Origin of the sequence: Pseudoalteromonas rubra (assembly GCF_005887095.1) — a bacterium.
GTDB lineage: Bacteria > Pseudomonadota > Gammaproteobacteria > Enterobacterales > Alteromonadaceae > Pseudoalteromonas > Pseudoalteromonas rubra_E.
Genome location: NZ_PNCI01000068.1, coordinates 21,046 through 44,104, shown reverse-complemented (window position 1 = coordinate 44,104; position 23,059 = coordinate 21,046). Strand labels below are relative to the sequence as shown.

Below are 23,059 nucleotides of genomic sequence, written 5' to 3'. Positions count from 1 at the left end.
TACTCAATCCCATTGCGGTGGCACAGTACATTCTGGCCACCTTGTTTTACCGCCATAAAAAGTACCACGATTGCTAAAAGAGGCGTTGTCTGAGGTCAACTTTTTGAACAATCACATACATTTAGGGATATAAGCAGAACCGGGTAAAGTCAAGTTACCCGGTTTAAGCTGGTTGTCAGAACAGACTATTGAAAATCATCATGACTCGGGGGCTCCACATCATCATGGTCGCAGCGCCCACGCCAATCAGAGTAATAACCGCGGCGATGCTGATGGCCCCTGTGGCTAACCATTTGGCTGTATCAGTGCGGCGTTTTTTGGCCCAGAAATAGAGCTCCGCAATGCACATGGGCAACAGGTAACACAGAAACGACAAGGTGATATCCGCCGGGCCATCCAGGTTGCGGGTGTTGCCGTTGGGACCCTGGTTGATCACATACCATCCCATCAGAAACAGGCGAAATGCCCATACGCCGTTGACCAGAATAAAACTGTGAACGGCCCAGCGCTGGTGCGCCGCAAACTGCTTGTTTACTGCACTGCGCCAGGCGAGCAGGATAAATACAGGTATCAACAGGCCATTGAGTGTGACACCCAGTGCACCTATATCACTGAGGCGGATACCCACCCCCCAGGAAAGATACAAACCAGTTAGTGCGCCACATAAACCAAAAAACAAAAACATCCGGCCATTGTACCGGTGAAAACGAGGGTACCTTTTGCGCACGCCGGGAGACAGCTGAAAAATACCACTGATAGCCATAAACGCAGCTGGAATGATATGGCCGAAAAACATAAATGAGTTAAAACTGCCTGTGCTGTCAAATCCCTGGGTCGGGGAAACTTTGTCGGCTTGTTCTGCTGCCCCAATGAGCAAAGGAAGTGCATAAAGACTGAGAATATAGATGGCAAAGGCCCACTGGCCGAGAAGCGCGATCACAATCCAGGTTTTGAGGGACCCCTGAAGGGCATTGTCTGCCGAAAGTGACGGCACGATCTGTTCTTTTAATAAGGTTAGCATTGTAGTCACCAAAATTTAACTGTTTGATTTAAATGCTAATGTGGCATGTTATTCGTAAACCGTCGCACCGTATTTGAAAGTCGGCACAGGGTTTTGACTTTTTTGCCGAAGTTTAAATGTGCGCTTTGTAATGTTTTCTTACAACCGCACGTTGAAGCAACTGAGTGAAGTAATTATGATCACCATAGCGCACTACATTGAGTACTTCATTTATGACCCTGGTATCTCTTCATTATCTGGCACTGGCAACCAGCCTGACTTGCTTGCTGATGCAACTCAGTGTTAAACACAAACAAACGGCGCATATATTATTCGCTGTATTTTGTGGTTCGCTGGCCATGATTGCCGCCAAAAAAATTACCGGCCACTCGGTCGGTGCTTACCAATACTTAATCGGTATGGGAGCGTGTGCAACGTGCAACTGCTATTGGTTACTGGCTCGAAGCATGTTTCGTAAACACCAGCCGATTAGGCTGGTGCACATCGCTTTGGCTGTTGTAATCGCGTTGCTGGTGGTGATACAGCAGGGCTATTTGTTCGCCAATGCACAATGGTTGTTTGTGGATAGTCGTTTCGCCGTATTGACCGGCGTATTGTCTGAGCTCACAACGTTACTCTCATCTTGCGTACTGGTGCTGACTTTCTGGGAGGGATGCCGGGGCTTTAATGACAGTACCAAAACGGAAAAAGCACAACGTATGTTATTTTTAGCCACTTTTGGCCTGGCTGTGGGGATCAGTAAATCGATGCAGCCCTACATTATTCAATCGCCGGAGTTAAAAGACTGGACTGTTTCAATTATTACCCTGTTTGTTCTGGTGAGTACGCAAGTTCAGCTATTGTGGCACTTTAGTTTATCCGGAAAACACGGTAGATCTGGTTCAGTGCCAGAATCTCGCGCCGTATCTAATACGGAGTCGGTAAATTGTAGCAACGACGGTGGCCCGCTACTTGATACACTCAACAGGCTGATCCATGAGGAGCAGGTCTATCTTCAACCTAACCTGAAAGTTGCTGATTTGGCCAGGGCGCTTGATGTGCCTGAGTACAGGGTGAGCCGCGCACTTAAACCGCAACTAAAAGAAGCCAACTTTAATCAGTTTATCAATCGGCTGCGTATAGAGCATGCGCAAAAACTGTTGCGGGACCCCGAAAATCAGCATTGGCCGGTACTGGTGATCGGATTGGAAAGTGGGTTTGCTTCAGTTGGGCCCTTTACCAGGGCCTTTAAATCCGTGACTGGGATGACTCCAAATCAATATCGCAAGCAGGTACAGAAAAATGAACACGCCGCGACTTTTCAGTAAATAGAAGCTTTTTTAAGGTGTAATTAACAGGCTCGTCAATTTACACGCTTTAGTGGCCAGTGCTGAGCCTCTGCAGACAAGCCTTTGTGAATCGCTTGCGCCTTTATCATGTTTATCTCTTATCAGGTTAAGCCTTTGCTTTGCCCTCAGGCACTGAGCTGGCAGTGACCAATGGATGAGTATCGCATTAGTTCACTCTTTGGTGATGTATCGACATTTCGCAACCACAAGCTTCATAGTGGAGTAGATCTGGTTGCTGAAAAAGCACTCCACTTTTAAAAAGTAGAGCATAGGAGATGCTCTACTCAGAGGAACAGATAGATTATTGCTCCACCACGTAATGGCGATTGTTCAGCTCTTGTCTGAGCACGCTATTGTTTAGATAAGAGAATGTCATCGGGCGGTTGGCTGCATCAACCTGACCGTGGTTCTCGATGGTGTTTTCTTTGATCAGGTTCGGGGTTTGCGTGTTCGTTGCATACAATTTGATACCATAACTGCCAGGATGGACTATCAGGTTCTCACTATATACGTGTGCATCACCACCGGTTACAGTGCTGTCTTGCTGAGCAGGGTTACGAGCAAAAATACCATTTTCTCCGGCATACAGAATGCGGTTATCATGGATTGTCAGACCATCACCATCTAGCATCATACCGTTACCACCGCTGCGATAGATCAGGTTACCCGTCACTACGACATGGTCACCGCCAACCTGAATGCCGGTATTTTGATATTTAGGATCGAACGGGCTGACGCCTGTGCGGTAGATCTTGTTATTGCGGATTGTTGCATCACTTGCCACCGAGTTGAGCTGAATGCCATCGGCACCAATGTTTTCCAGAGTATTGTTGTAAATATCTACATCGGTCAACTTATGTGGATAGACTGTGGTTGCAACACCATCACATTCCAGCTTGCGGCTCTTCCCTGTATAGCCGATGTACATGCCTTCGCCTGTTTCAGTGTTATGGATATAGTTGAGGTGAACGCGCAGTCCACGCATGGTGAAATTTTCCTGCCAGGTAGCCGGGTCACAGGTTGGATCGGTTTTAATCAACAATCCGGCAAACCGTGCGCGATAAATTTCAAGGTTATCTATCTCAATATACTCGCTCAGTCCACCAATCCCGACCGTACCGCCAAGGCGCATACCGTAGCCTGCTTCACCGCGGCTACCAGTAATGCGCAACTGAGATGATTTCTCAACGGCAATACTATACTCGTATGGACGGGTTGTGACGGTACCATCTTCATTACGGATAACCACAGGTTTGCCAGCTTCGCCATGCACATTTCGAATGCGCAGTGGGCCGCGCTCACCGGCAGCTAAACAGATAGTATCTCCTGCAACAATACCGAGTGTGTCACCGTCCACTAAGTGGTGGCTTGAAGGAATGACAACATCACATTGTGCAGCAAGTACCTGAGGGATGTTACATAGCGCCAGCGCGCCCGAGATCAGAGTTAACGTGAAGGTTTTCGTGTTATTCATTGCTTCTTCCTTATTGAAGTCATGGGTACACTTATAATTGGTTAACGAAAATACCACAACATAGTGCGTTAATATCCTGCCTGTCTGGGGAGGATCTGCCAAAAGCACTCAATACAGCGTTCGGCACTGTATTCGTAAACAGGTACTGGCACAATTTACTGCGCCATCGACAGTATTCCACTCCTCAATACTGACAACGCGATTAAGCAGACGGGTATCATTCGTCAAAATGCATTGTGCTATTAAATGAAATGCTTGTCTATTATTCAGGTAATGTATTGTTACTCGCTTTGAATAATACTGTTCAGTATGGCCAGCTCATTATTGGTATTGATCTGTACCCAAAGCGGAAAGTGATCGCTCAGTTCATAGGTCCATTTGCTCTTTGGAATACCACTATCGTCAAATAACGCGGCCATCAGGCCGTCGGCGGCAAAGTCAATCACACCGCCTTTGTCGGCATAACTAAACGCTTGCCTGGCGCGGTGTAAAATCTGATCATAGCGCTTATTTCCGGCACTTGCGGCGGTGTCATGGATATCGGCCAGAGCCAGCGGCATCTGTAATCCACTTGAGTGGGTAAGTGCCTGATAAAAACGGTCACCGATTCGGGGTATGTTAAAGTCGCCGACCACAATGAGATCTTCATCAAATACAGTATCTGCGTTATCGACCCAGCGACTTTTGATCCACTCAGCAAAGCTTGCCAGCTCTTGCTCCCGGCCGGGGCGTGTACCCCAGCGTGCATGCATAGCCAGCATCATAAAATCAAAATTGCCCGCTTTGAAGGAGGCCATATAAGGCGCACGCCACCAGGATTGCTCGCTGATATATTGGCCTGAGACTTTCTGCCTGTCGGGCTGTGCCTCGGCTGCCAGGCCGGTAAACTGCACCATGCGTTTGTCAAAGACAAAGGCGGTGCGCTCCCAGTTGCCACCAAAGTCACTTTGCCAGTCACTGATCACAAATTGCCAGTCGGGTCCTAGCAGGCGCATTACTCGCTTAAAATCCGTTAGGTCGTCTCTGAGTTCTGTGATCGCAATTAAATCAAATTGATACAATATGCGCGCTATGAGTGAAATAGCCAGGTCACTACGTGGTCGCTTTCCAAAATCACGAATATTCCAGGTAGCGATGTTAAGGGTTTCGTCCAGCATTGATGGCGGAATATCACTTTGCTCAATACGTTCTACGAGCAGTTTGAGCTTCTTTGCGATACCTTTTGAGAGGGTTGTTAGTTCCATGGTCTACCTTGAGCTATGATGAATAGATTCATAAAGTTAGACCAGTATTGGGTAAATACCAGTACATTTAAATCCCAGTGATATTTTTGATAGCAGGTTTGTGCGACAATGGTAGACTTTAGAAACACACACGTCTCAGGAAAGATGATGAAAAAAAGACTACTGTTGCTTCCTCTAATTACCTTGCTAGGCGCCTGCTCAGACAGTGAAGTCGGCGATGTATCCCTTGGTTTATTTACACTCAAAGACATCAAGTTGCACTCCATGACAGACCCGCTTGTTACAGGGGTTACTTGCCACGTCGCCAGTATTGAAGCCGACCTTAGTCTGTCGGACCCAAGCGACAGTTCCATCGCTTGTCGTCAGACTGGGGAGATTACACCGCAAATGATAGCGCAAATAGACAAGAGCAAATCTGGTGAAGTGGTGTTCAAACAGTCTAAAAGCGTGTTTTTCAAATCCATGAAGGTCAGACGGATTTATGATGCTGAGCATCAAACTCTGATGTACCTGTCATATACAACCAAAGAGACCTCAGGGAGCTTTAAGCACAGCTTATCGACCGTGCCACTGTGGGGGACTCAGGCCTATTCAGAAAACCGTGTTGGTCAGAGTAATTAATTAAAATACAATAAGTTGAGTATTATGAAGCAGCTATTTACCACTCTGGCTATCGTTTTGATGGTTTGGATTAGCCCTGCCCGGGCATTGGGTGAGCGTCCGGATGTGACTATCATGCCTGCACCTGACTGGGCCGATAAGCAAGCTCTGGCAAAATTACCAGATACCCTGCACAAACCACTTCATTATCGGCTGGTTGACAAGCAGGTGAACGATGTGACAAAGCAGACGTCTTTTTCTCATAATCGCTATGTATTTACTGATGCAGCAGGGGTGCAGGAGGGGAGCACAGTACGTGTGCGGTTTAACCCTGCGTTTCAGGAGCTGGTATTTCACAACGTCACGATACTGCGAGAGGGTGAGGCAGTTTATCAGCTAAACCAGCAAGATATTAAAGTGATCAATGCAGAAGATGATCAGCAAAACAACATGTACTCAGGCTTGTTTGATGCACTGATTTTGCTTCAGGATGTGCGGGTTGGAGATGAACTGGATGTGAGTTATAGCTTGTCTGGTACAAACCCGGTCCTGGGAGAGCGTTTCAGTTACTTCGATAATCTGGGGTGGGGCGTCGCGGTGGATTTACTGACCTTTAAACTGACACTGCCCGGCGATAAAAAAGTAGCGTATAAAGTGTTCGGCGACGCAAATGCTCAGGTGCAACACCAACAAACCGATACCATGCAAACCTATATGGTACGCGTGGAGAACAGCATAGCGCACACCGTCGAAAATGAACTACCTGGCTGGTTTAGCCCTTTCCCCTATATTCAGTTTACTGAGTTCAACTCCTGGCTTGAAGTACAATCCTGGGCAGCTGAACTGTTCAAAGTAAATACAGAGCTGAGTCCGGCGTTACAGGCTTATATCAATGAACTAAAAACACTGCCTCAAGATCAGGCTATTGAGCAGGCGATTACGTTTGTTCAGGATGAAATCCGATATCTTGGCTTAGAGCTTGGCGTGAACTCGCATCAGCCTAATATGCCACATCAGGTTTATGAAAAGCGTTTTGGCGACTGTAAAGACAAAACCCTGTTGCTGAATACCCTGCTTCAGGCACTCGAAATCGATGCGCAACCTGCGTTGGTATCTACTGAAAAGCGAAGCCATATTAATGAGTTTTTGCCGACGCATAGCGCGTTTAACCATGTCATTACTCACTTTACCCTAGACGGACAGGAATTTTGGGTAGACCCGACAATTAGTTATCAGGGAAACAGTCTGAACGCATTATATCAGCCTGATTACGGCAGTGCCTTGTTAGTCGATGCACAATCAGGCGTTTTGAAAGAAATCGATGTCAAAGCGGCACGCCATGGTATCGACATCAATGAAATGATCGTTGCTCCCGATTATGTTTCGCCCGTGCAATGGCGCATTGAATCACACTATTATGGTTGGCAGGCAGAGAGATTGCGTTATCAGCTGGCCTCTTCGCAAAAGAAGCAACTTCAGGAACACTCACTGAATTACTACGCGCAGTTTTATCCCGGGGTTCAGGTTAAAACCCCCATTTCTTTTTCGGATAATCGCCGCGACAATGTGATCACGGTTGTTGAGTCCTACTGGGTGCCCGATTTTTGGCAATCAGGAGACTCCGGCTCAGTTGAATTTTATCTAGGTGCAGGCAATGTCGGCCAGTATGTCAAATTACCTCAGACGGTGCGTCGCAAGCAACCGCTGGCAAAAGTATACCCAATGACAACATCTCAACGGGTTACTTTGCTGATGCCTATGGACGTTGATTTTAGTGCCCTGGCTTATCAAAAATCTTTCGAAGACCCGTATGTGCGCATTCACAGCGCAATGGAATATGACCGCCGTCGCGTGACTTTTCACAGCCAGTACGAGGCACTCGCAGAATATGTACCGGTTGAAGCGGTGCCCGCTCATCTGAGCAAGTTAAAGCAGGCCAGCAAGTTCACTGGATTTGGTGGTTCAGTGTCTGAGGTTACGACTAACCCCAATCACACCATATTCAGAGATTTCGTGGAACAGATGGAACGTACGACTAAGATGAAGTTTGTTGGAGAGTCATTATGATGCGTTTAATTGGAACATTGCTGCTGATCCTGATTACGTCCGGATGTGCGTCAACCAAAAAAACAGTGCTACTTAACGACACCCAGTCTATTTATGATGCAAATAAAATACTGGAATACGTGCTTAAGGATCCCGACGACAGCATGCTGTTCGACTTGATAGACAAAGAAGCCAGTGAAACCTATGCCAAAAATGAGATAGGCATCGACAATCCTGAGTTTGCACTGAACAGCGCCATCGTCACGGTTGCCGCGCTGAAGGGCTTGAGTCGTTTCGACCATGTTGCCTACTCACACAGTCAGGCAAAGGGGAACTACTGGTACAGTCATTATATCTTTTCCAATAACAACGGCAGTTATGCTCTGGTAGATCTGATACTGGCCAAACAGGACAAAAAACTGGTTGATGTCCACAATCATGTGTTTCGTTCCAGTGTCGTCAATTATCTGGGCGAATATGAAACACATATTGAACAAAAAGGATATGATGACGCACTTTCTAAAATAGAAGAGCTGATTAAGAATAATGATCCACGGTCAGCACTGGAACATTATCTGGCCTTGCCCGAAGAGATACGTACGCTTGGGATCGTACATGAATCATTGTTTCGATTTATTAAGCGTTGCAACGCAGAGGCGCATCAAGCACTTTGCAATCGTCTCTTATCGGATAGCCAGCATGAGTATCAGGGCCTGCTAAGAGCAAACTTGTACAGCAACCTCAACGAATACGCAAAGGCATTGTCTGAGTATGAGCAAGTGCCTGAAGCGATACGTAGCAGCGCGCCAATTTTAATGGAAGAGGCCGTTTTACAGGCGCGTCAGGGTAACAAACAGGAGGGCTTTGCCCTGGCGATTGATGCTTTGTATCGTGCGTCGGCCAACTCCTATGGATACTTGATGTTACTACAGGTTTCTCTGTTCTCAGGCGAGCATGAATTTTCGACAGAGCTACTTTCTTTTATTAAAAAGACTTTTGAAATTCAATTTACCGAACAGGAACTGGCGGATTTCAGTGGTGACAGTGGGTTTATTCAGTCTGAGCAATACGCTCAGTTTAAGTTGGGCTACTTTTAACCCAAATTGAAAAGGAGTCTAAAAATGTGGATTAAGAATACGCCGCTGGAAGGTCAGTACATCAGGCTTGAGCCCCTGGCTCTTGAGCATGTTGATGACCTTAAAGAAGCCGTTGAGGATGGCCAAAGCTGGAAGCTCTGGTATGCAAACGTGCCTTCACCTCAACAGATGCAAGGGTATGTCGAAAAAGCGCTGAGTAAAGGTTCAGATGATCAGGTGACCTTCGTTGTAAGATCGATAGCGAGCGGGCACATTGTTGGTACTACCCGCTATTACGATATTAAGCCTGAGCATAAACGCGCTTCGATTGGTTATACCTGGTATAGCGCAGCGGTTCGGCGGACACCGGTCAACACGGAAGCAAAACTCTTGTTGATGGCAAACTTATTCGAAACGTGTGGTGCGCTATCGCTGGAATTTAAAACGCACTTTTTTAATCACGCATCACGACAAGCGATTGAGCGTTTAGGGGCCAAATTGGATGGTGTGCTCAGAAGCCACCAGATTCTGGCGGATGGCTCTGTTCGTGATACCGCCGTTTATTCCATTTTGGCCTCTGAGTGGCCCGCGGTGCGTAATCACCTTAAAGCGAAACTCACAGCCCGTTAAAACGGGCTGTGAAGCTCATAGCGATGCTCACCAATCTGAATGTCCTTAAATCTGGGCTCTACAATATCAAAGTTACCTGACTTGATGGCATCCAGCAGGTCGTCCGACTGCTCACCATAGACTTTCTGATCCAGATAGCCCGTTTGCCAGCCTTGCACACCATTTACAGTGCCCAGGTAGAACACCCTGAGCTCAACTCTGCGCTGGGTCCTGGCAATAAACAGGTATTCTGGCTCAGGTGTATTATCCAGCGCAATGGCGCGCAGCATTAGCGCTGAGGCGTGGTCAAACAAATGCGTATTGTGTCTGGCAAAAGTCTCCAGTGCGGTCACTAAGTCCTGGGGCAGAGACTGTTTATCTTGCTCTGGCATGTCAATCAGATCCAGCAAGGTTTGCGTTGTCAGTGGTTGTGTTTCCAGGGCTAGTGCAGTTTGGATCCGCCGTTTTAGCTGTTCGTCGGTGACTTTATATTGTAGCGACTCGAGTGCTGTCAGTCCTTTTCGTCCCAGCTCATTCAACAGATAGCGAGGGTCGAAGTCCGCAGGCTGGGTAATCCCTGCATTGAGGCGGTTTATCTGAGAGTTAACACTCAGACCTCGAAAATCCAGCAACGGCGTCTGGGTTGCTATCAGCAGTCCAAGCAGGCACAAAGTCACCGGTCGATTAACTGTGCTCAATCGCCTGTACCAGCAGGCTTTATGAACGAATAGCTGCCATACATAACCCATGCACACAATCATGCTAACGCCTGCAATCAGTATTGCCCAAAGTCGTGCCAGGCTCAGACCGTATTGATCAATTCTGAGATATAACCCCCAGCCGCTGAGCGCCAGATAGCAGGGTAACAGGAGCAGACCTGTTGCGATGAAGTGGCGATACCACAGGCGCTGAGTTAAAGCGTCTCCAGACAGGTTTAAGCACAATACGATGGCCCCAACCAGCACAAAGATCAGGCTACTTCCGCCATTACGCCAGAGTGTGTCTAACTCACTGAAAAACACAGCCACGAAAAACAGCATGGCCACAGTGACAAGCACTGGTAACAGCAAGATGGCAAAGTTTCGGCAAATGGCGAACAGCTGATTGGCGAAATTGCTGCGACTGCGCGCCTGGATAACCCCAATGGCCTGGCTTAGCGTGATGGCTGGGTAGAAAAACCAGGGCTCAGAAAACAAGTCGGTGAAAAACCCGATTTCAATGACTTCAAATAAACTGGCCCACAACATCAACAACATCAGTACAGACAGCGTAAATAATTGTGCCGCAGCGAAAACCAATAAAAAGCGGCCCAGCGAGGCGCTTAGCATATCGTAGCCGGGCAACCAGTTTGCACGACTGTTTTGGGTTATCCATGGCACCAATAATACTGAGGCCAAAAATACGATCAGTGGGTAAGGCCAGGCCTGAGAAGGCAAAGGCGCGCGTTCAGGAAGCAGCTGGCTGCCCAGATAAAAGCCACATAGTGTGAATATCAGTGCATAGACCCCCAGCTGGATATAAAACGATCCTTTAAGTTGAGTAAAGCTTGAGAAAATCAGAGTTGAGGGCAGAAATATAACCAACGAATAGGCGGCAAACAGCCAGTGCGGTGATTGTCCAGGCCAAAATTCGAAGTCGACAGATTGATGCAGGATGATCAGAAAAAAGCTTTGCAGCAATGCGACCAATAGCAATTTACGGTTAGCCGGCAATGGTTCCATACGTGTCTCTTAATATCAGTTCCTTGTTCCTGTCATTTAAACTTAACAGGGCTGAAATGCAAGTAAAAGAAGAATAGGAGCGAGTCAAATCTCTGAATTATGCAATAAAGAGTTTGACATATTATGTCTTGCTGTGGCAGATTGACTGTGTGGTAAACAGACATCATTGATGTTTGAACCTGTCAAATAAGTGCCTGAAGACTCTAACTTAAATGGTGCGAAAGAATCTTCCCATGGTTAGGTATACTGTTTGTATTTGGGCATATGCTACCCCAGTCTCACATGTGGTTATTTGGCTACTCGAAACCGTTCATTTTACGTTTGTTTACCAAGCTGGCGCTGAGCTTATGTCATGTTGGTCATTACCGCGCTATGCTTCTTTCGTTTTTATAAACGCAATAATTGCCCGTGTAAGGAGGAAATATGGACTTTTTAAACACGGCCTTCACTTTTCCCACAGTGGTCTACTCTACATTACTGCTGATAGTACTGCTTTTTTGGCTGATTTCTTTGGCAGGCTTTGCCGACCCCGATATGCTCGACGGCGATGCCGATATCGAAGTTGAGGGCGGTGCTGACGGCGGCTCGTTGTGGCAAATGGGCTTTGGCGGTGTCCCTTTAACCGTGTCAATCAGTTTAATCGTTGCACTGAGCTGGGTGGTTAGCTTTTACGCTCAAAAGCTATTTGCGTACCTGCTTGGCGATGGTGTGATGTTTTACCTGACAGGCGGCGCATTTATGCTGGGTAGCCTGTTCGTGGCATTGCCGTTGGCTGCAGCTGCAGTGCGACCTCTGCGTGGCTTGTTTGAAAGTCAGCAAACAAGCAGTAAAGACGCGTTAGTCGGACTGGAATGTGTGATTGCCACCGGAAAAGTCACCGCGACATTTGGCCAGGCGCGCGTGTCCCATGAGGGCAGCGAGCAGTTAGTCGAAGTCAGATGTGATGAAGAAAATACGTTTACTCAGGGTGATAAAGCACTGCTGATTGAACACAACACAACAACCCATAGCTATACAGTCGTCACCAACCCCTGGTGATGGCTCAACTTTAAACGGCGCCGGATAAGCGCCCGGGAATAACTTATAAAATTAATCAGGAAGAGATATGGAATTTTTAAATAACCTTGGACCTGTTTTGACTATCGTTGGTACAGCGATAGTCGTCATTTTTGCTGTCATTTTATTGATTGGTAAATTCTATCGTAAGGTGGAACAAGGCCATGCCCTGATCATCAATAAAATGAAGAATGAGCCAGATGTTACCACTACAGGCGGCATTGTTTATCCGGTGATCCACAAGATGGAAGTGATGGACATTTCGACCAAGCGCATGGTGCTGGAGCGCCGCGACAGCAGTGGTTTGATCTGTAAAGACAACATTCGTGCCGACATTGCCATTACCTTTTATATCCGTGTGAACGAAAATAAAGAAGACATACTGCGGGTTGCAAAACAGGTGGGGTGTGCTCGCGCGTCTGAGCCGGAAACACTGCAAGAACTGTTTGAAGCCAAGTTCTCTGAAGCACTGAAAACTGTGGGTAAGCAGATGAACTTTGAAGAGTTGTTCACGCACCGCAATGAGTTCCGCGACAGCATCAAAGAAGTGATTGGTCAGGACCTGTCGGGCTATACATTAGAAGATGTGGCCATCGATTATCTGGAACAAACCTCAATCCATAAACTGGATGCGAGCAATATTCTCGATGCGGAAGGTATTCGTCGTATCACTGAAAAAACCGCAGCGCAAAACGTTGAAACCAACCAGTTAAAGTGTGACGAGCAGGCGCAAATAGAGATCCAGAATCAGGCGGCACTGGAAAAAACGCTGGAAATTGAGCGTCAGAAAGAAGATGCCAAAGCGAAGCAAAAGCGTGAGATTGAAACCGTTCAGGCACGCGAAGAAGCAGAAGCTGAGCGCGTCAAGCAAGAAGAGCGCCTGAAGTCTGAAGAAGCGCGCCTTAAAGCCGATGAAGCAATCCAGATTGCAGAGCAGAACAGGCAGCGTGAAGTCGATATTGCTGAGCAAAATCGTCTGCGTGTGCTGGCCATTGAAGAAGAAAAAGTCGCCCGTTCGCGTGAAATTGAAGTCATTGAGCGTGAAAAAGAAACCGAGATCCTGCGCATTAACAAAGAAAAAGCGCTGGAAGTGGAGCGTAAAGAAATTGCAGATGTGCAACGTGACCGTGTTGCGGTTGAGAAAACCGTAGCCCAAGAGCAAGAGCGTATTAAAGACGTGCAGACACTGGCGGCTGCCGAGCGTGACAAGCAAGCCATTGTGATCCGTGCCCAGGCTGAAGCAGAGGAAGCTTTGGTGAAAGACATTGAAGCGGCAAAAGCACAAGAGCAGGCTGCTGATTTTAAAGCCCGTGAAATGGAAAAAATGGCTGAAGCTGAGCTGCGTATTGCAAACCAGCAGGCTGAGTCGAAGAAAATTCTGGCAGAGGCAATGCAGGTTGAAGCGGCTGCTTCAGGTCTGGCGGAAGCTGACGTGATCAAGGCAAAAGCACAAGCAAATGCATTGCAGGGTGAAACAGACGCCAAAGTACTACAGCAGAAGATGGAAGCAGAAGCGCACGGTAAGCGCGATATTGGCCTGGCAGATGCCGAAGTACAAACTGCCATGGCAGATGCGATGGAGAAACAGGGTGAAGCGGAAGCGATTAACCTTGAGCGCAGAATGTCAGCCGAAGCCAAAGGTCTGGAAGAGAAACTACAGGCTCTGAACGCCATGGATAAAGATGCCCGTGACTACGAAGGCTTTACGCTGCAACTGAACCAGCAAAAAGAGTTGACGCTGGCACAGCTGGAAGCGAACAAAGAAATTGCAGCTCACCAGGCACAAGTGCTGGCTAAGGCATTGAGCGATGCAGACATCAACTTTATGGGGGGTGACGGTCAGTTCTTCAATCAGTTTATGAACGCCATCACACTGGGTAAATCCATCGATGGTTTGGTTAACGAAAGCCAGACAATGCAGACCGTGTTTAAAGACCACCTTAACGGTGAGCGGAATCTGATGGATGACCTCAAAGGCGTGCTGGCAGGTGCCAATGCTTCGTCTGAGACCCTGAAGAACATCAATATGAGTAAGTTTTTCCAGCAGTTAAGCAACACCTCAGATGCCGAAAAACAGCAATTGCTTAGCCTGCTTGGCAATTCACTGAACGGTAATTCAGCTAAAAACACAACACAGGAATAACCGCCTGCGCTGGGGCGCTGCCCCAATGTTTTTTAAGGTGCGTGATAGCTAACCGGTATTGCGCACCGGATATGATTACAGGAAAGTGATATGACGGAACCAACAAGCCAGGACACTGCATCACACAGCGCGCTGGAGCAGGGCTCCTATCAATTGATAAAGCGCCGTCTGAGCAACTTTGGTAGTGAGCTACGCACTCAGGTGGATGACCTCAATAGCCAACGTATTGATGCGTTTGGCAGCACTGAGCTGAAAGTACAGGGCCGTGCCCGGGTTCGCACTGAGCACAATTGTATTCCCAGAGACATAGTACTGATTGGCGACAAACTGATCTTTGCATACAACGTCTTTATGGGCCTGAAGCAAAGCACCCACGTCAGTGATGTATTCAGTGTGCAAAAGCTGGTGCAGCAGGATGACCACTATGAGGTTGAGCCTTACCCTTCAGAGACCAAGTTTCTGACCGACGCCCGCTTTTTGCGTGACTTTGAAGAGCTTTATACCTATTACAAAGAAACCTGTTTGCAGCACCTGTTTGTACAGGGCGGCAAGCTGTTTGCGCTGTTCCAGATTGGCGACAGGCTGAGTGATGTCAGGGTATTCCGCTGGCAAATTGCCACGGACAATACGCTCGACTATATCGACAACCGTGGTGAACGAGACATCTCAGCGCACAGCGGTTTTGATTTTGAATGGATTAAGACCGACCGTGCCCAGCATGAGGAAGGCCGACACCCGCACATTAATGTGCTCGACAAAGTGTTTGTCGAAACCGTTGGTGGCGACCTGACTATCAAAATAGAGAACAATACGGAAACTGGCGAAGGCATCTACAGCGAGCCGGTGGAAGACAGCAATCAGTCATTGGCAGACTGTGAGTTGTATTATGCTCAGGTGGGGGAACTGATCCTGCTCAGGGTATTACCCTATCGCGAAAAGCAGTGGCGTTACTTTATCTATAATTGCCGCAGTCAACAGGTAGTGAGACAGGATGCCATCGGTCAGGCGTGTGTTCAGTTACCTGAAGACCACGGTATTATTTTCCCGGGTGGATACTATTTGCAATCCGGACAGACGCGCTATTTTGAAGAAAAAATAGAGGATTTGGAGTTTCATCGTCAGCTGAAATCGCCTAATGGTGAAGACGTACTGTACGTGTTCTATGAGCCTACCGAAGGTCGTTATGCGCTGTTTGCTTACAACATCATCGAAAAGAACCTGCAAAACCCCATTTATTGTCATGGCTATGGCATTTATGAAGACGGCTTAACGCTGACTTTTAAAGCAGAGCAGGAAGAAGCCGAGCGGGTTCACCCCATCCAGATCTGGCAAAGTCCCTTTTGTTCGGCAGAGTTTGCCGCCAATGCGCCGGCACCCACAAGCGGTCTTGGCCGTATAGGTAATCCGGATCTGGTCAGGGCCATCTCTGATTTATACAGTGTCTGTAAGGCCATTAGTGAACAAAACCCCAGTGTCTTTCATTACGAAGATCTGATCTCTCATACCCGTGGCATACTTGACCGTTACCACTGGCTGGCAGAAGCGGATTTCAGCACCATTAATTCGCAGCTGCATGACATCTTTGAAACCTCAGAGCAGGTGCTGGACGAGTTTGAAAAAGTCAGTCAGATCCAGCAAAGTGCCCGAGAGGCCGAAGCGGATATTGAACAGGAAAGCCATCAGGTACTGCGTGAGGTACGCCCCGACAGCTTTAAATTGGCCAGTGAGTTTGTGGCCAGTCTGGATGCGCTGAAACTGCTCAAAGGGAAAGTGATCAGTCTGGAGGAAGTGAAATTCATCAATCTGGATGTACTCAACACCATTCAAAGCAGTATTGATGAGCAGACTCGCATACTCAGCCATGCCACGGCGACTTTCCTGCAGCAGGATAAAGCACTGGCGCCGTATCATGAGCAGTTGCAGGAGATTAATGAGAAAAGTGAGCAAAGCGACAGTGTCACTGAGCTCAAAGGGTATCTCGGCTCTCTGGAAACGCTGGGCGGCGAGCTGGATCTGCTCAACCACACTATGCTGGATCTGGAGATTGAAGACAGCCGGGTAAGAACCCAAATTCTTGAAGATGTGAGTGGCGTCTATGCGCTGGTTAACCGTGCTAAAGCGGCCGTCGAGATCCGCCGTAAAAGCCTCGGGAGTGTTGAGGCCAAGGCCGAGTTTGCCGCGCGCTTTAAGCTGTTCAGTCAGAGCATCACCAGCGCCCTGAGCGCCGCTAAAACGCCTGAACAATGTGACGAGCAGCTATCTCGATTGCTAATACAACTTGAGGAGCTGGAGTCTCAGTTCAGTGAGTACGATGAGTTTCTGGGTGAGATCCTGGCAAAGCGGGATGATGTTTACGAAAGCTTTGAAGCGCATAAACAGCAGTTGATTGACGAACGCCAACGTCGGGCACTGAATCTGGCAACCGCAGCCGAGCGGATTTTACAGGGGGTAAGCCGGCGCACCCAAAGCTTTACCGAGCTGGACCAGATAAACAGTTATTTTGCCTCTGATCCTATGATCAGTAAGCTGCGCAGTCTGACTCAGGAGCTAAAAGAGCTTGGCGACGAGGTTAAAGCTGATGACATTGCTGCTAAACTCAAAGCCAGTAAAGATCAGGGGATCCGCTCGCTCAGAGATAAACAGGATATCTATAGCGATGGCGGCAAAACCGTCAAAATCGGCAAGCATGGCTTTAGTGTTAATAAACAGGTGCTGGACCTGACGTTGTTGCCTCGTGATGACGAGTTAATGCTGCACCTGACCGGGACCGAGTACTTCGATGTTATTCCCGATCAGCAAGCCCGTTCACAGTTGGCAGAGGCTGCGGATTACTGGGCGCAAACCTTGCCTTCCGAAAGTGCAGAGATTTATCGCGGTGAGTTTTTGGCAGCGCAGATCCTGCGTGCGGCGCAACGAGGTGAGTCTGACTTGTCGATGGAACAGCTGCAGCGTGCACTGCAAGATGACTCGTTACTAACCTTAGTGCAAGCGTTTGCTGAGCCAAGATATCAGGAAGGCTATGAAAAAGGCATTCATGACTTTGATGCGACCCAGATCCTGAGTGTGTTACTGAAACAGCAAAGCGAGCTGGGGTTGCTGATCTATCCGGCCAGCTGCCGGGTGATGGCGCAGCTGTTTGTCTCTGCGTTAGAGCGTGAGAAATTACAGCCGCTGCAGCAGCAAGCGACTCAGGCGCAACTGATGGCCACGACGCTGAACGATCCACGCTTTAACCAGTTACTGATTGGTGAGCTAAGTGAGCAGATGAGTGATTTTGCAGCGCAGCTGGGTGATTACACTACGAGTCTGGCACAGTATTCTGCGCAGCTGAGCGCTGAATATCTCATTCAAGTGTTGGCAAGCAGTAACAGCCTGCCACAGTTTGAAGTGCAGGCAGAGGCACGTAAACTGGCGGAGCAGTTCCAGAGTATGGCGAAAGCCAAAGGCTTCTGGCAGACGCTGCAAGAGACCTTTGCTGAGTTAACCAGCTTGTCAGAAAAATGCCGTCTGGCTTCCGGCTGGCTGAGCGCTTATGGCGAGCAACACAATGCGAGCCTAAATTGTCAGATTGAAGCGGCGAGTTACCTGTTGCTGGTGGAACACCAGGCACTCAGTTATCAGGTGCAGGATGTTCAGACGCAGACGCACGTATCCGGTTTAATGGGGCAACACCTGCATATTGAAGAGCAGACTCTGGCGCTTGATTATGCTGAGTTTTTGGCCCGTACCAGTGCTTACATTGAGCAGGCTTTACCTGCATATCAGCGCTATCAGCAGTTAAAAGCGGACGTGCTGCAGGCGCAAAAATCGCGCCTGCAACTGGAAGAGTTTAAGCCCAGACCGCTGAGCTCATTTGTGCGTAACCAGCTCATTGATAAGGTCTATTTTCCGATCATTGGCGATAACCTGGCCAAGCAAATCGGTGCCTCAGGCAGTGCTAAGCGTACCGACTTAATGGGCATGTTGTTGCTGATCTCGCCGCCGGGATACGGTAAAACCACTTTGATTGAATATGTGGCAAACCGTCTGGGGCTGACCTTTGTTAAGGTGAACTGCCCGTCTATTGGCCATGATCAGGTCTCTTTAGATCCGTCACAGGCGATCAATGCGACAGCCGCCAAAGAGATAGATAAGATCAACCAGAGCTTCGAAATGGGCAACAACGTAATGCTCTATCTGGATGACATTCAGCATACCAACCCGGAGTTTTTACAGAAGTTTATTTCGCTGTGTGATGGCTCAAGGCGCATTGACGGGGTATGGAATGGAAAGAGTAAAACCTACGATCTGCGTGGTAAAAAGTTTGCGGTGGTGATGGCGGGTAACCCGTATACCGAATCGGGTGAAAGCTTTAAGATCCCCGACATGCTGGCGAACCGGGCTGACATTTACAACCTGGGCGATACACTGGCCGGGTGCGAGCAAGAGTTTGCCATGAGCTTTGTGGAGAACGCACTCACTTCCAATGCCGTGCTGGCGCCACTGGCAAACCGCAATATGGCTGATTTGTACAAGCTGGTGCGCATTGCGCAAGGGGAAGACATTTCTCTGAACGAGCTGGAATATGGTTACTCTCAGGCCCAGGCGAATGAAATTACAGCGGTACTTCAGAAGCTGCTGGTCATTCGCGAAACCGTGCTTAAAGTAAACGCCCAATATATTGCCTCGGCTGCGCAGGACGATAATTATCGTACTGAGCCACCATTTAAGTTGCAGGGCAGTTACCGCAACATGAACAAAATGGCCGAAAAGGTAGTCGCCGCCATGAATCAGGACGAACTGGAAAACCTGATCCAGGATCACTATCGGGGAGAAGCACAAACACTCAGTAAGGGCAGTGAAGAAAACCTGCTTAAACTGGGAGAATTGCGCAATACCCTGACAGCACAGGAAAATGAGCGCTGGGCTCAGATCAAGGCGGACTATGCGCGCCTTAATCGGGCTAATGACGCGGGAAGTCCGGCATTGCTGGCGGTTGAGCAGTTAGCTGAAGTGAGCGGTGCGTTGTCACAGATAGCCTCTCGTCTGGATAAATCACAGTTAAGTCACAATTACAGTGAGCAGTTTGAAGGATTGCGAGCCATTCTTGGTGAACAGGGCGTGACCGCACAGCTGCAACAACTGTCCCGACAGGCTGAGCAGCCAGCCATCCTGACGGCGTTGGAGCAACTTACTGAACAGCACAAGGCGCAAAACCAGCACTTACCGCACTGGCTGGAGACCATCACTGAGACAATAAACTCGGCGGTGCAGAACAGTGACAGTGCCACTCGTCAGGGGCAGGCTGAGCTCAAAGAAGTGCTCGAAGTGCTGGTGGCTTATCAACAGTCAGGGCAAAGTGAGCTGGTGCAGACACTGAGCGAGACGATCGGTCAGGCAATGGCTCAAAGCGATAAGCTTGCTGCCAGCAATCAGGCTACGCTGCTCTCAGCGCTGGACTCAGTGCTCAGGCAGCAGCAAACCAACATGTCGGCTCAGGCTCAGGATATATCGAATGCACTGGCGCAGTCCGTTGCAGGGTTAGCACATTATCAAAGCGCGCTGGATAACGTGTTGGCGTCACTGAGCAATCAGCAACAGTCTGAACAGATGAAACAAAGTGATGCCCAGCAGGTACTTATCGCCGAATTAACGGCGCAGCTGGCACGTATTCAGTCGGCTAATGTACAGGTAGATAACTACAGTGATGATGCCAGCGCTCAGGCGTTAGCAGCGGTCACTGAGCTGCTGAGCCAAATGCATCAGGCGTCACAGCAGGGTAATGATACGGAGTTGCGGGCGCAACTCTCTGAGGTCCTGGATAAGCTTGAGAATTTGCAGCTGGCGCCTGCTGACGGTAATGAATCAAGAGGAGAAAATCCTTATATGTTATAAGGCCGCACTGTGCGGCCTTATAATCTCTGCTTACTCCTCGCCTTCCGTGCTATTCGCGGTTGGTGCAGGAGTATCTGACACTAAGCCTTGACTATCTCTGACGTTCTTTTGAACGGCAATTGCGGCATACAGGCTCATCAAATACGCGATACCATAAAAGCCCTTTTCACTTAGCAGCAGTTCGGCGCGCCACAGGGCAAATACCAGTAGTGCTATGGCCAGAAGGGTGGAAGCCAGGCTCAAGACATAATACATGTTTGAGGTTGGGATTTGCTCCTGCCGGTCACGAATACACTTTTGCAGTGATACCGCAGAAAACAGGCCATACAGCAGGGCAATCAGGTAATAGCCTTTTTCATTTAAGGCCATTTGTGCGTTGAACAGGCCAATCAGGTAACAGGCAATACCAATCAACAGGGCTGCTACAGAGGCCAGTTTAAAAGCTTTACTTGGTGCATATGGGATTGAATGCGTCATAATCTTTTCTCCTAAAGCGGGTATTTCAATTCAACCGGGCCATCCGGCGTCAGCACGGTACTGTGGGCCAGCAACTGATTGTTCTTGAGATATCGGGCAATAGAGGTAAAAGTGGTGGTTTTCACCTTACCCTGGTGATCACTACTGTCGATCCCATCGTTAAAGAATGAGCCCAGCGCCAGTTTAAAGCGGCTGACATTGAGTGTTTGCGGCTCAAAATAGGCCCGCGTATTCACTTTAAGCTGTGCCATGTCCGTGGTGTTATATAAAGCCGCGTTGATCACATTCAGTGTATGCTCGGTGCAATTTTGCTTCTGGTTATTAAATGGGTTGGCTACCACTGAGTAGCGCGGGTTATGGACCTTGGCTGGTACTCCCTGCGCAAATGCATCCAGCAACTTTTGTTGCAATGCCCGCGTGGGTATTGCAATGGCCGCTTTGAGATCATGCACTGACCAGAAAAAGTCTGTCGGGTAATCTACTATCAGCTGGCTAGTGCCGGGGTCGTCGCTTAGCTGATATAAATTATGAATGGCATAACCCTGCTTTTTCTCACCCTCTGTGGTCGTTAGTTCGGAGTAGACCGCCAGTGCAACATGAGTAAATTCAATGCCCTCAGGTAAGTCGCCCTCGGGACGACCGACCCGGCCGATAACAAATACGTGCGCGCCTTGTTGTGCGCTGTAGCGCTCAACCTGTTTGGCAAACTGAGCAATCTGGTTAGCTTCAAAGCGGGCTTCGCCACTGTTTTGGCTGCCTGCAATCGTATGTGTGCTGGCACATATTGCTGCGGCCACGCACAATCCTTGTATCCAGTTCATCATTACAGCTCCTCGTTAAGGGCTTGTGCCGGTGCAGGTCCTGCAATTAATACATCGTCACAAATAGGCAAAGGTTTTGGGCTGGCGGCGTCAGATAAGTCTGCCGCGGCCCGGGTACTGGCCATACCAACTGAGATTGCACTGAACCCGATTATTGCAACGGGGATGGCAACTGCAACCATAGACACCGTTGCGCCTTCAACTGCGCTTTCACCTACGCTAAGTGCACTGTACTTACTGGCCTGACTGCCATGATAGCTGGCCTGTGATGCATGGCTGTCATTGGCCACTGCCTGCGTACAAACCATACTTAATAGTGCTGTGCATAAAACTGAACGAAGTAAGTGAGTCATATCTTTCCCTCCTGGTAAGCAAACCGTGTGGTTTGCGTTGACTTGCTTTCCAATTTACCGGAGGGATTAAATTTGTATACTCAAATTTAATATGTATAGTAATTAGAGACTTTAGGTATAGGAATTTAATACTTTGAGCCAGATCCCATTAATTACTTCAACACTTAAACAGCTATTGAAGCAGCACAAACTGACCTATAAAGAGGTTGCCAATGCACTGGATATGAGCGAGGCCAATGTAAAGCGGGTTTTTGCCAGCGAGCAGTTCAGCCTGCAACGACTTGAACAGATCTGTGAGCTGATGCAATTGTCTTTGGCGGACTTGTTTGCACTTGGAGAGCAAAAGCAGTCACTGGTCAGCCAGCTCACGCAGGCACAGGAGCAGGAGTTGATGGAGAATCCGAAACTGTTTTTGGTGGCTGTGTGCGTTCGTGATGGCTGGCAGTTTGAAGACATCATTGCTCAGTATCAGATAGATGAACTGGAGTGCATTCGCTTGCTGGCGCGATTAGATAATCTGAATATGATCCAGCTGTTGCCTAACAATCGCTATAAATCTTTAGTAGCCCAGGATTTTCGCTGGATCCCCGGCGGCCCGCTTGAGCGGTTTATCGAACAACAGGTGTTGACCAAGTTCTTACAGGGAGATTTTAACCGTGAGGATAGTTTTCGGTTTTATTTACGCGGAAGCTACAGTGATGCCACCATCAGTGTGGTACGGCGTCGTCTTGAGCAGCTCACCAAAGAAGTTGCTCAGCTTAACCAACAGGATGCACGGTTACCTCTGAACAAGCGTCAGAGTGTGGGGTTATTCATGGCGATGCGCCCCTGGCAACTGGGGTTATTTAATGATCTCAGGCGGGATGATTAACAACATATCTCAATAAGCTATGTCGACGAAAGGTTTCTTTGTTGTATTTAAATAGGTACTTTGTTTATTGTGTTATCAGCACGGCTAGTGTTGAGTAAATGAGAATTCATTATATGGTAATAAGCAACAATTAAGGTTGGGGTGTTCCTTAATTAAATACATTTTATCTACTTTGTATGGGGCGGTGAATAATATATTTCCTGAACCTAATCGCGAGAATACTTTATGTTTTAGCAAAGGTAACATGAATTTAATTGTAAATGACACGATATCATTGATTAATTTTTTCTAATTATTTAGTATTGCATTCGCTTGGCTCCAAAAGTAGAACAATAATTAAACAAT

General features: G+C 48.2%; 16 protein-coding genes. 9 read left to right on the top strand and 7 right to left on the bottom strand.

What is annotated here, in order from left to right:
* Positions 1-175: 175 nt before the first annotated feature.
* Positions 176-1,021: a DUF2306 domain-containing protein gene (locus CWB99_RS21550; protein ID WP_138549940.1), complete on the bottom strand. Its 846-nt coding sequence runs from the start codon at positions 1,019-1,021 to the stop codon at positions 176-178.
* A gap of 212 nt (positions 1,022-1,233) precedes the next feature.
* Here CWB99_RS21550 and CWB99_RS21545 point away from each other — a divergent pair, with 212 nt between their 5' ends.
* Positions 1,234-2,328: a helix-turn-helix domain-containing protein gene (locus tag CWB99_RS21545; protein ID WP_138549941.1), complete on the top strand. Its 1,095-nt coding sequence runs from the start codon at positions 1,234-1,236 to the stop codon at positions 2,326-2,328.
* A 322-nt stretch (positions 2,329-2,650) separates the two neighbouring features.
* On the opposite strand, the gene CWB99_RS21540 is transcribed toward CWB99_RS21545, so the two are convergent.
* Both CWB99_RS21540 and CWB99_RS21535 read right to left on the bottom strand, forming a co-directional pair.
* Entirely contained in the window at positions 2,651-3,823 is a 1,173-nt protein-coding gene (locus CWB99_RS21540) for a right-handed parallel beta-helix repeat-containing protein (protein WP_138549942.1), read from the bottom strand.
* A 281-nt stretch (positions 3,824-4,104) separates the two neighbouring features.
* Positions 4,105-5,067 carry an endonuclease/exonuclease/phosphatase family protein gene (locus tag CWB99_RS21535; protein ID WP_138549943.1) on the bottom strand — a complete coding sequence of 321 codons (963 nt, stop codon included), beginning with the start codon at positions 5,065-5,067 and terminating at the stop codon, positions 4,105-4,107.
* A gap of 147 nt (positions 5,068-5,214) precedes the next feature.
* Here CWB99_RS21535 and CWB99_RS21530 point away from each other — a divergent pair, with 147 nt between their 5' ends.
* Genes CWB99_RS21530 through CWB99_RS21515 form a run of 4 tightly spaced genes read left to right on the top strand, consistent with a single transcriptional unit; the run spans position 5,215 to position 9,419 of the window.
* Complete coding sequence (locus CWB99_RS21530; protein WP_138549944.1) at positions 5,215-5,688, top strand: CreA family protein; 474 nt, start codon at positions 5,215-5,217, stop codon at positions 5,686-5,688.
* Positions 5,689-5,712: 24 nt separating this feature from the next.
* Entirely contained in the window at positions 5,713-7,734 is a 2,022-nt protein-coding gene (locus CWB99_RS21525; protein ID WP_138549945.1) for a DUF3857 domain-containing protein, read from the top strand.
* Positions 7,731-8,810 carry a hypothetical protein gene (locus CWB99_RS21520; RefSeq protein WP_138549946.1) on the top strand — a complete coding sequence of 360 codons (1,080 nt, stop codon included), beginning with the start codon at positions 7,731-7,733 and terminating at the stop codon, positions 8,808-8,810. Before CWB99_RS21525 ends, CWB99_RS21520 begins: the two co-directional genes overlap by 4 nt.
* A gap of 24 nt (positions 8,811-8,834) precedes the next feature.
* Positions 8,835-9,419 carry a GNAT family N-acetyltransferase gene (locus CWB99_RS21515; protein WP_138549947.1) on the top strand — a complete coding sequence of 195 codons (585 nt, stop codon included), beginning with the start codon at positions 8,835-8,837 and terminating at the stop codon, positions 9,417-9,419.
* Here CWB99_RS21515 and CWB99_RS21510 read toward each other — a convergent pair.
* The gene (locus CWB99_RS21510; RefSeq protein WP_138549948.1) at positions 9,416-11,119 is read right to left on the bottom strand and encodes a DUF4153 domain-containing protein; all 1,704 of its coding nucleotides are present in this window, start codon (positions 11,117-11,119) and stop codon (positions 9,416-9,418) included. The genes CWB99_RS21515 and CWB99_RS21510 overlap by 4 nt on opposite strands.
* A gap of 423 nt (positions 11,120-11,542) precedes the next feature.
* Between CWB99_RS21510 and CWB99_RS21505 the strand changes: the two genes are divergently transcribed.
* The 3 genes from CWB99_RS21505 (at position 11,543) to CWB99_RS21495 (ending at position 20,192) form a co-directional block, all read left to right on the top strand.
* Positions 11,543-12,157 (top strand): OB-fold-containig protein, encoded by a 615-nt coding sequence (locus CWB99_RS21505; protein WP_138549949.1) that lies wholly within the window; start codon positions 11,543-11,545, stop codon positions 12,155-12,157.
* A gap of 67 nt (positions 12,158-12,224) precedes the next feature.
* On the top strand, positions 12,225-14,318 hold the full coding sequence (locus tag CWB99_RS21500; protein WP_138549950.1) for an SPFH domain-containing protein: 2,094 nt from the start codon (positions 12,225-12,227) through the stop codon (positions 14,316-14,318).
* Between the two features lie 90 nt (positions 14,319-14,408).
* Positions 14,409-20,192, top strand: coding sequence for a DNA repair ATPase (locus CWB99_RS21495; RefSeq protein ID WP_138549951.1), 5,784 nt, complete (start codon positions 14,409-14,411; stop codon positions 20,190-20,192).
* Between the two features lie 30 nt (positions 20,193-20,222).
* Here CWB99_RS21495 and yiaA read toward each other — a convergent pair whose 3' ends face one another.
* From yiaA to CWB99_RS21480, 3 genes are read right to left on the bottom strand one after another with little or no spacing between them, the layout of a single operon-like run.
* Positions 20,223-20,669, bottom strand: coding sequence for an inner membrane protein YiaA (gene yiaA, locus CWB99_RS21490; RefSeq protein WP_138549952.1), 447 nt, complete (start codon positions 20,667-20,669; stop codon positions 20,223-20,225).
* 11 nt (positions 20,670-20,680) lie between these two features.
* Positions 20,681-21,493: a DUF2145 domain-containing protein gene (locus tag CWB99_RS21485; protein ID WP_138549953.1), complete on the bottom strand. Its 813-nt coding sequence runs from the start codon at positions 21,491-21,493 to the stop codon at positions 20,681-20,683.
* Positions 21,493-21,843 (bottom strand): hypothetical protein, encoded by a 351-nt coding sequence (locus tag CWB99_RS21480; protein ID WP_138549954.1) that lies wholly within the window; start codon positions 21,841-21,843, stop codon positions 21,493-21,495. Before CWB99_RS21480 ends, CWB99_RS21485 begins: the two co-directional genes overlap by 1 nt.
* A gap of 133 nt (positions 21,844-21,976) precedes the next feature.
* On the opposite strand from CWB99_RS21480, the gene CWB99_RS21475 reads away from it, so the two are divergent.
* A complete protein-coding gene (locus CWB99_RS21475) occupies positions 21,977-22,714 on the top strand; it encodes a helix-turn-helix domain-containing protein (RefSeq protein ID WP_138549955.1) in 738 nt (245 codons plus the stop codon).
* Positions 22,715-23,059 lie beyond the last annotated feature (345 nt).

Bases quoted from the DNA above. Each gene is read 5' to 3' on its own strand.
- CWB99_RS21550 (WP_138549940.1), bottom strand. From the start codon at position 1,021: ATGCTAACCTTATTAAAAGAACAGATCGTGCCGTCACTTTCGGCAGAC.
- CWB99_RS21545 (WP_138549941.1), top strand. From the start codon at position 1,234: ATGACCCTGGTATCTCTTCATTATCTGGCACTGGCAACCAGCCTGACT.
- CWB99_RS21540 (WP_138549942.1), bottom strand. From the start codon at position 3,823: ATGAATAACACGAAAACCTTCACGTTAACTCTGATCTCGGGCGCGCTG.
- CWB99_RS21535 (WP_138549943.1), bottom strand. From the start codon at position 5,067: ATGGAACTAACAACCCTCTCAAAAGGTATCGCAAAGAAGCTCAAACTG.
- CWB99_RS21530 (WP_138549944.1), top strand. From the start codon at position 5,215: ATGAAAAAAAGACTACTGTTGCTTCCTCTAATTACCTTGCTAGGCGCC.
- CWB99_RS21525 (WP_138549945.1), top strand. From the start codon at position 5,713: ATGAAGCAGCTATTTACCACTCTGGCTATCGTTTTGATGGTTTGGATT.
- CWB99_RS21520 (WP_138549946.1), top strand. From the start codon at position 7,731: ATGATGCGTTTAATTGGAACATTGCTGCTGATCCTGATTACGTCCGGA.
- CWB99_RS21515 (WP_138549947.1), top strand. From the start codon at position 8,835: ATGTGGATTAAGAATACGCCGCTGGAAGGTCAGTACATCAGGCTTGAG.
- CWB99_RS21510 (WP_138549948.1), bottom strand. From the start codon at position 11,119: ATGGAACCATTGCCGGCTAACCGTAAATTGCTATTGGTCGCATTGCTG.
- CWB99_RS21505 (WP_138549949.1), top strand. From the start codon at position 11,543: ATGGACTTTTTAAACACGGCCTTCACTTTTCCCACAGTGGTCTACTCT.
- CWB99_RS21500 (WP_138549950.1), top strand. From the start codon at position 12,225: ATGGAATTTTTAAATAACCTTGGACCTGTTTTGACTATCGTTGGTACA.
- CWB99_RS21495 (WP_138549951.1), top strand. From the start codon at position 14,409: ATGACGGAACCAACAAGCCAGGACACTGCATCACACAGCGCGCTGGAG.
- yiaA (WP_138549952.1), bottom strand. From the start codon at position 20,669: ATGACGCATTCAATCCCATATGCACCAAGTAAAGCTTTTAAACTGGCC.
- CWB99_RS21485 (WP_138549953.1), bottom strand. From the start codon at position 21,493: ATGATGAACTGGATACAAGGATTGTGCGTGGCCGCAGCAATATGTGCC.
- CWB99_RS21480 (WP_138549954.1), bottom strand. From the start codon at position 21,843: ATGACTCACTTACTTCGTTCAGTTTTATGCACAGCACTATTAAGTATG.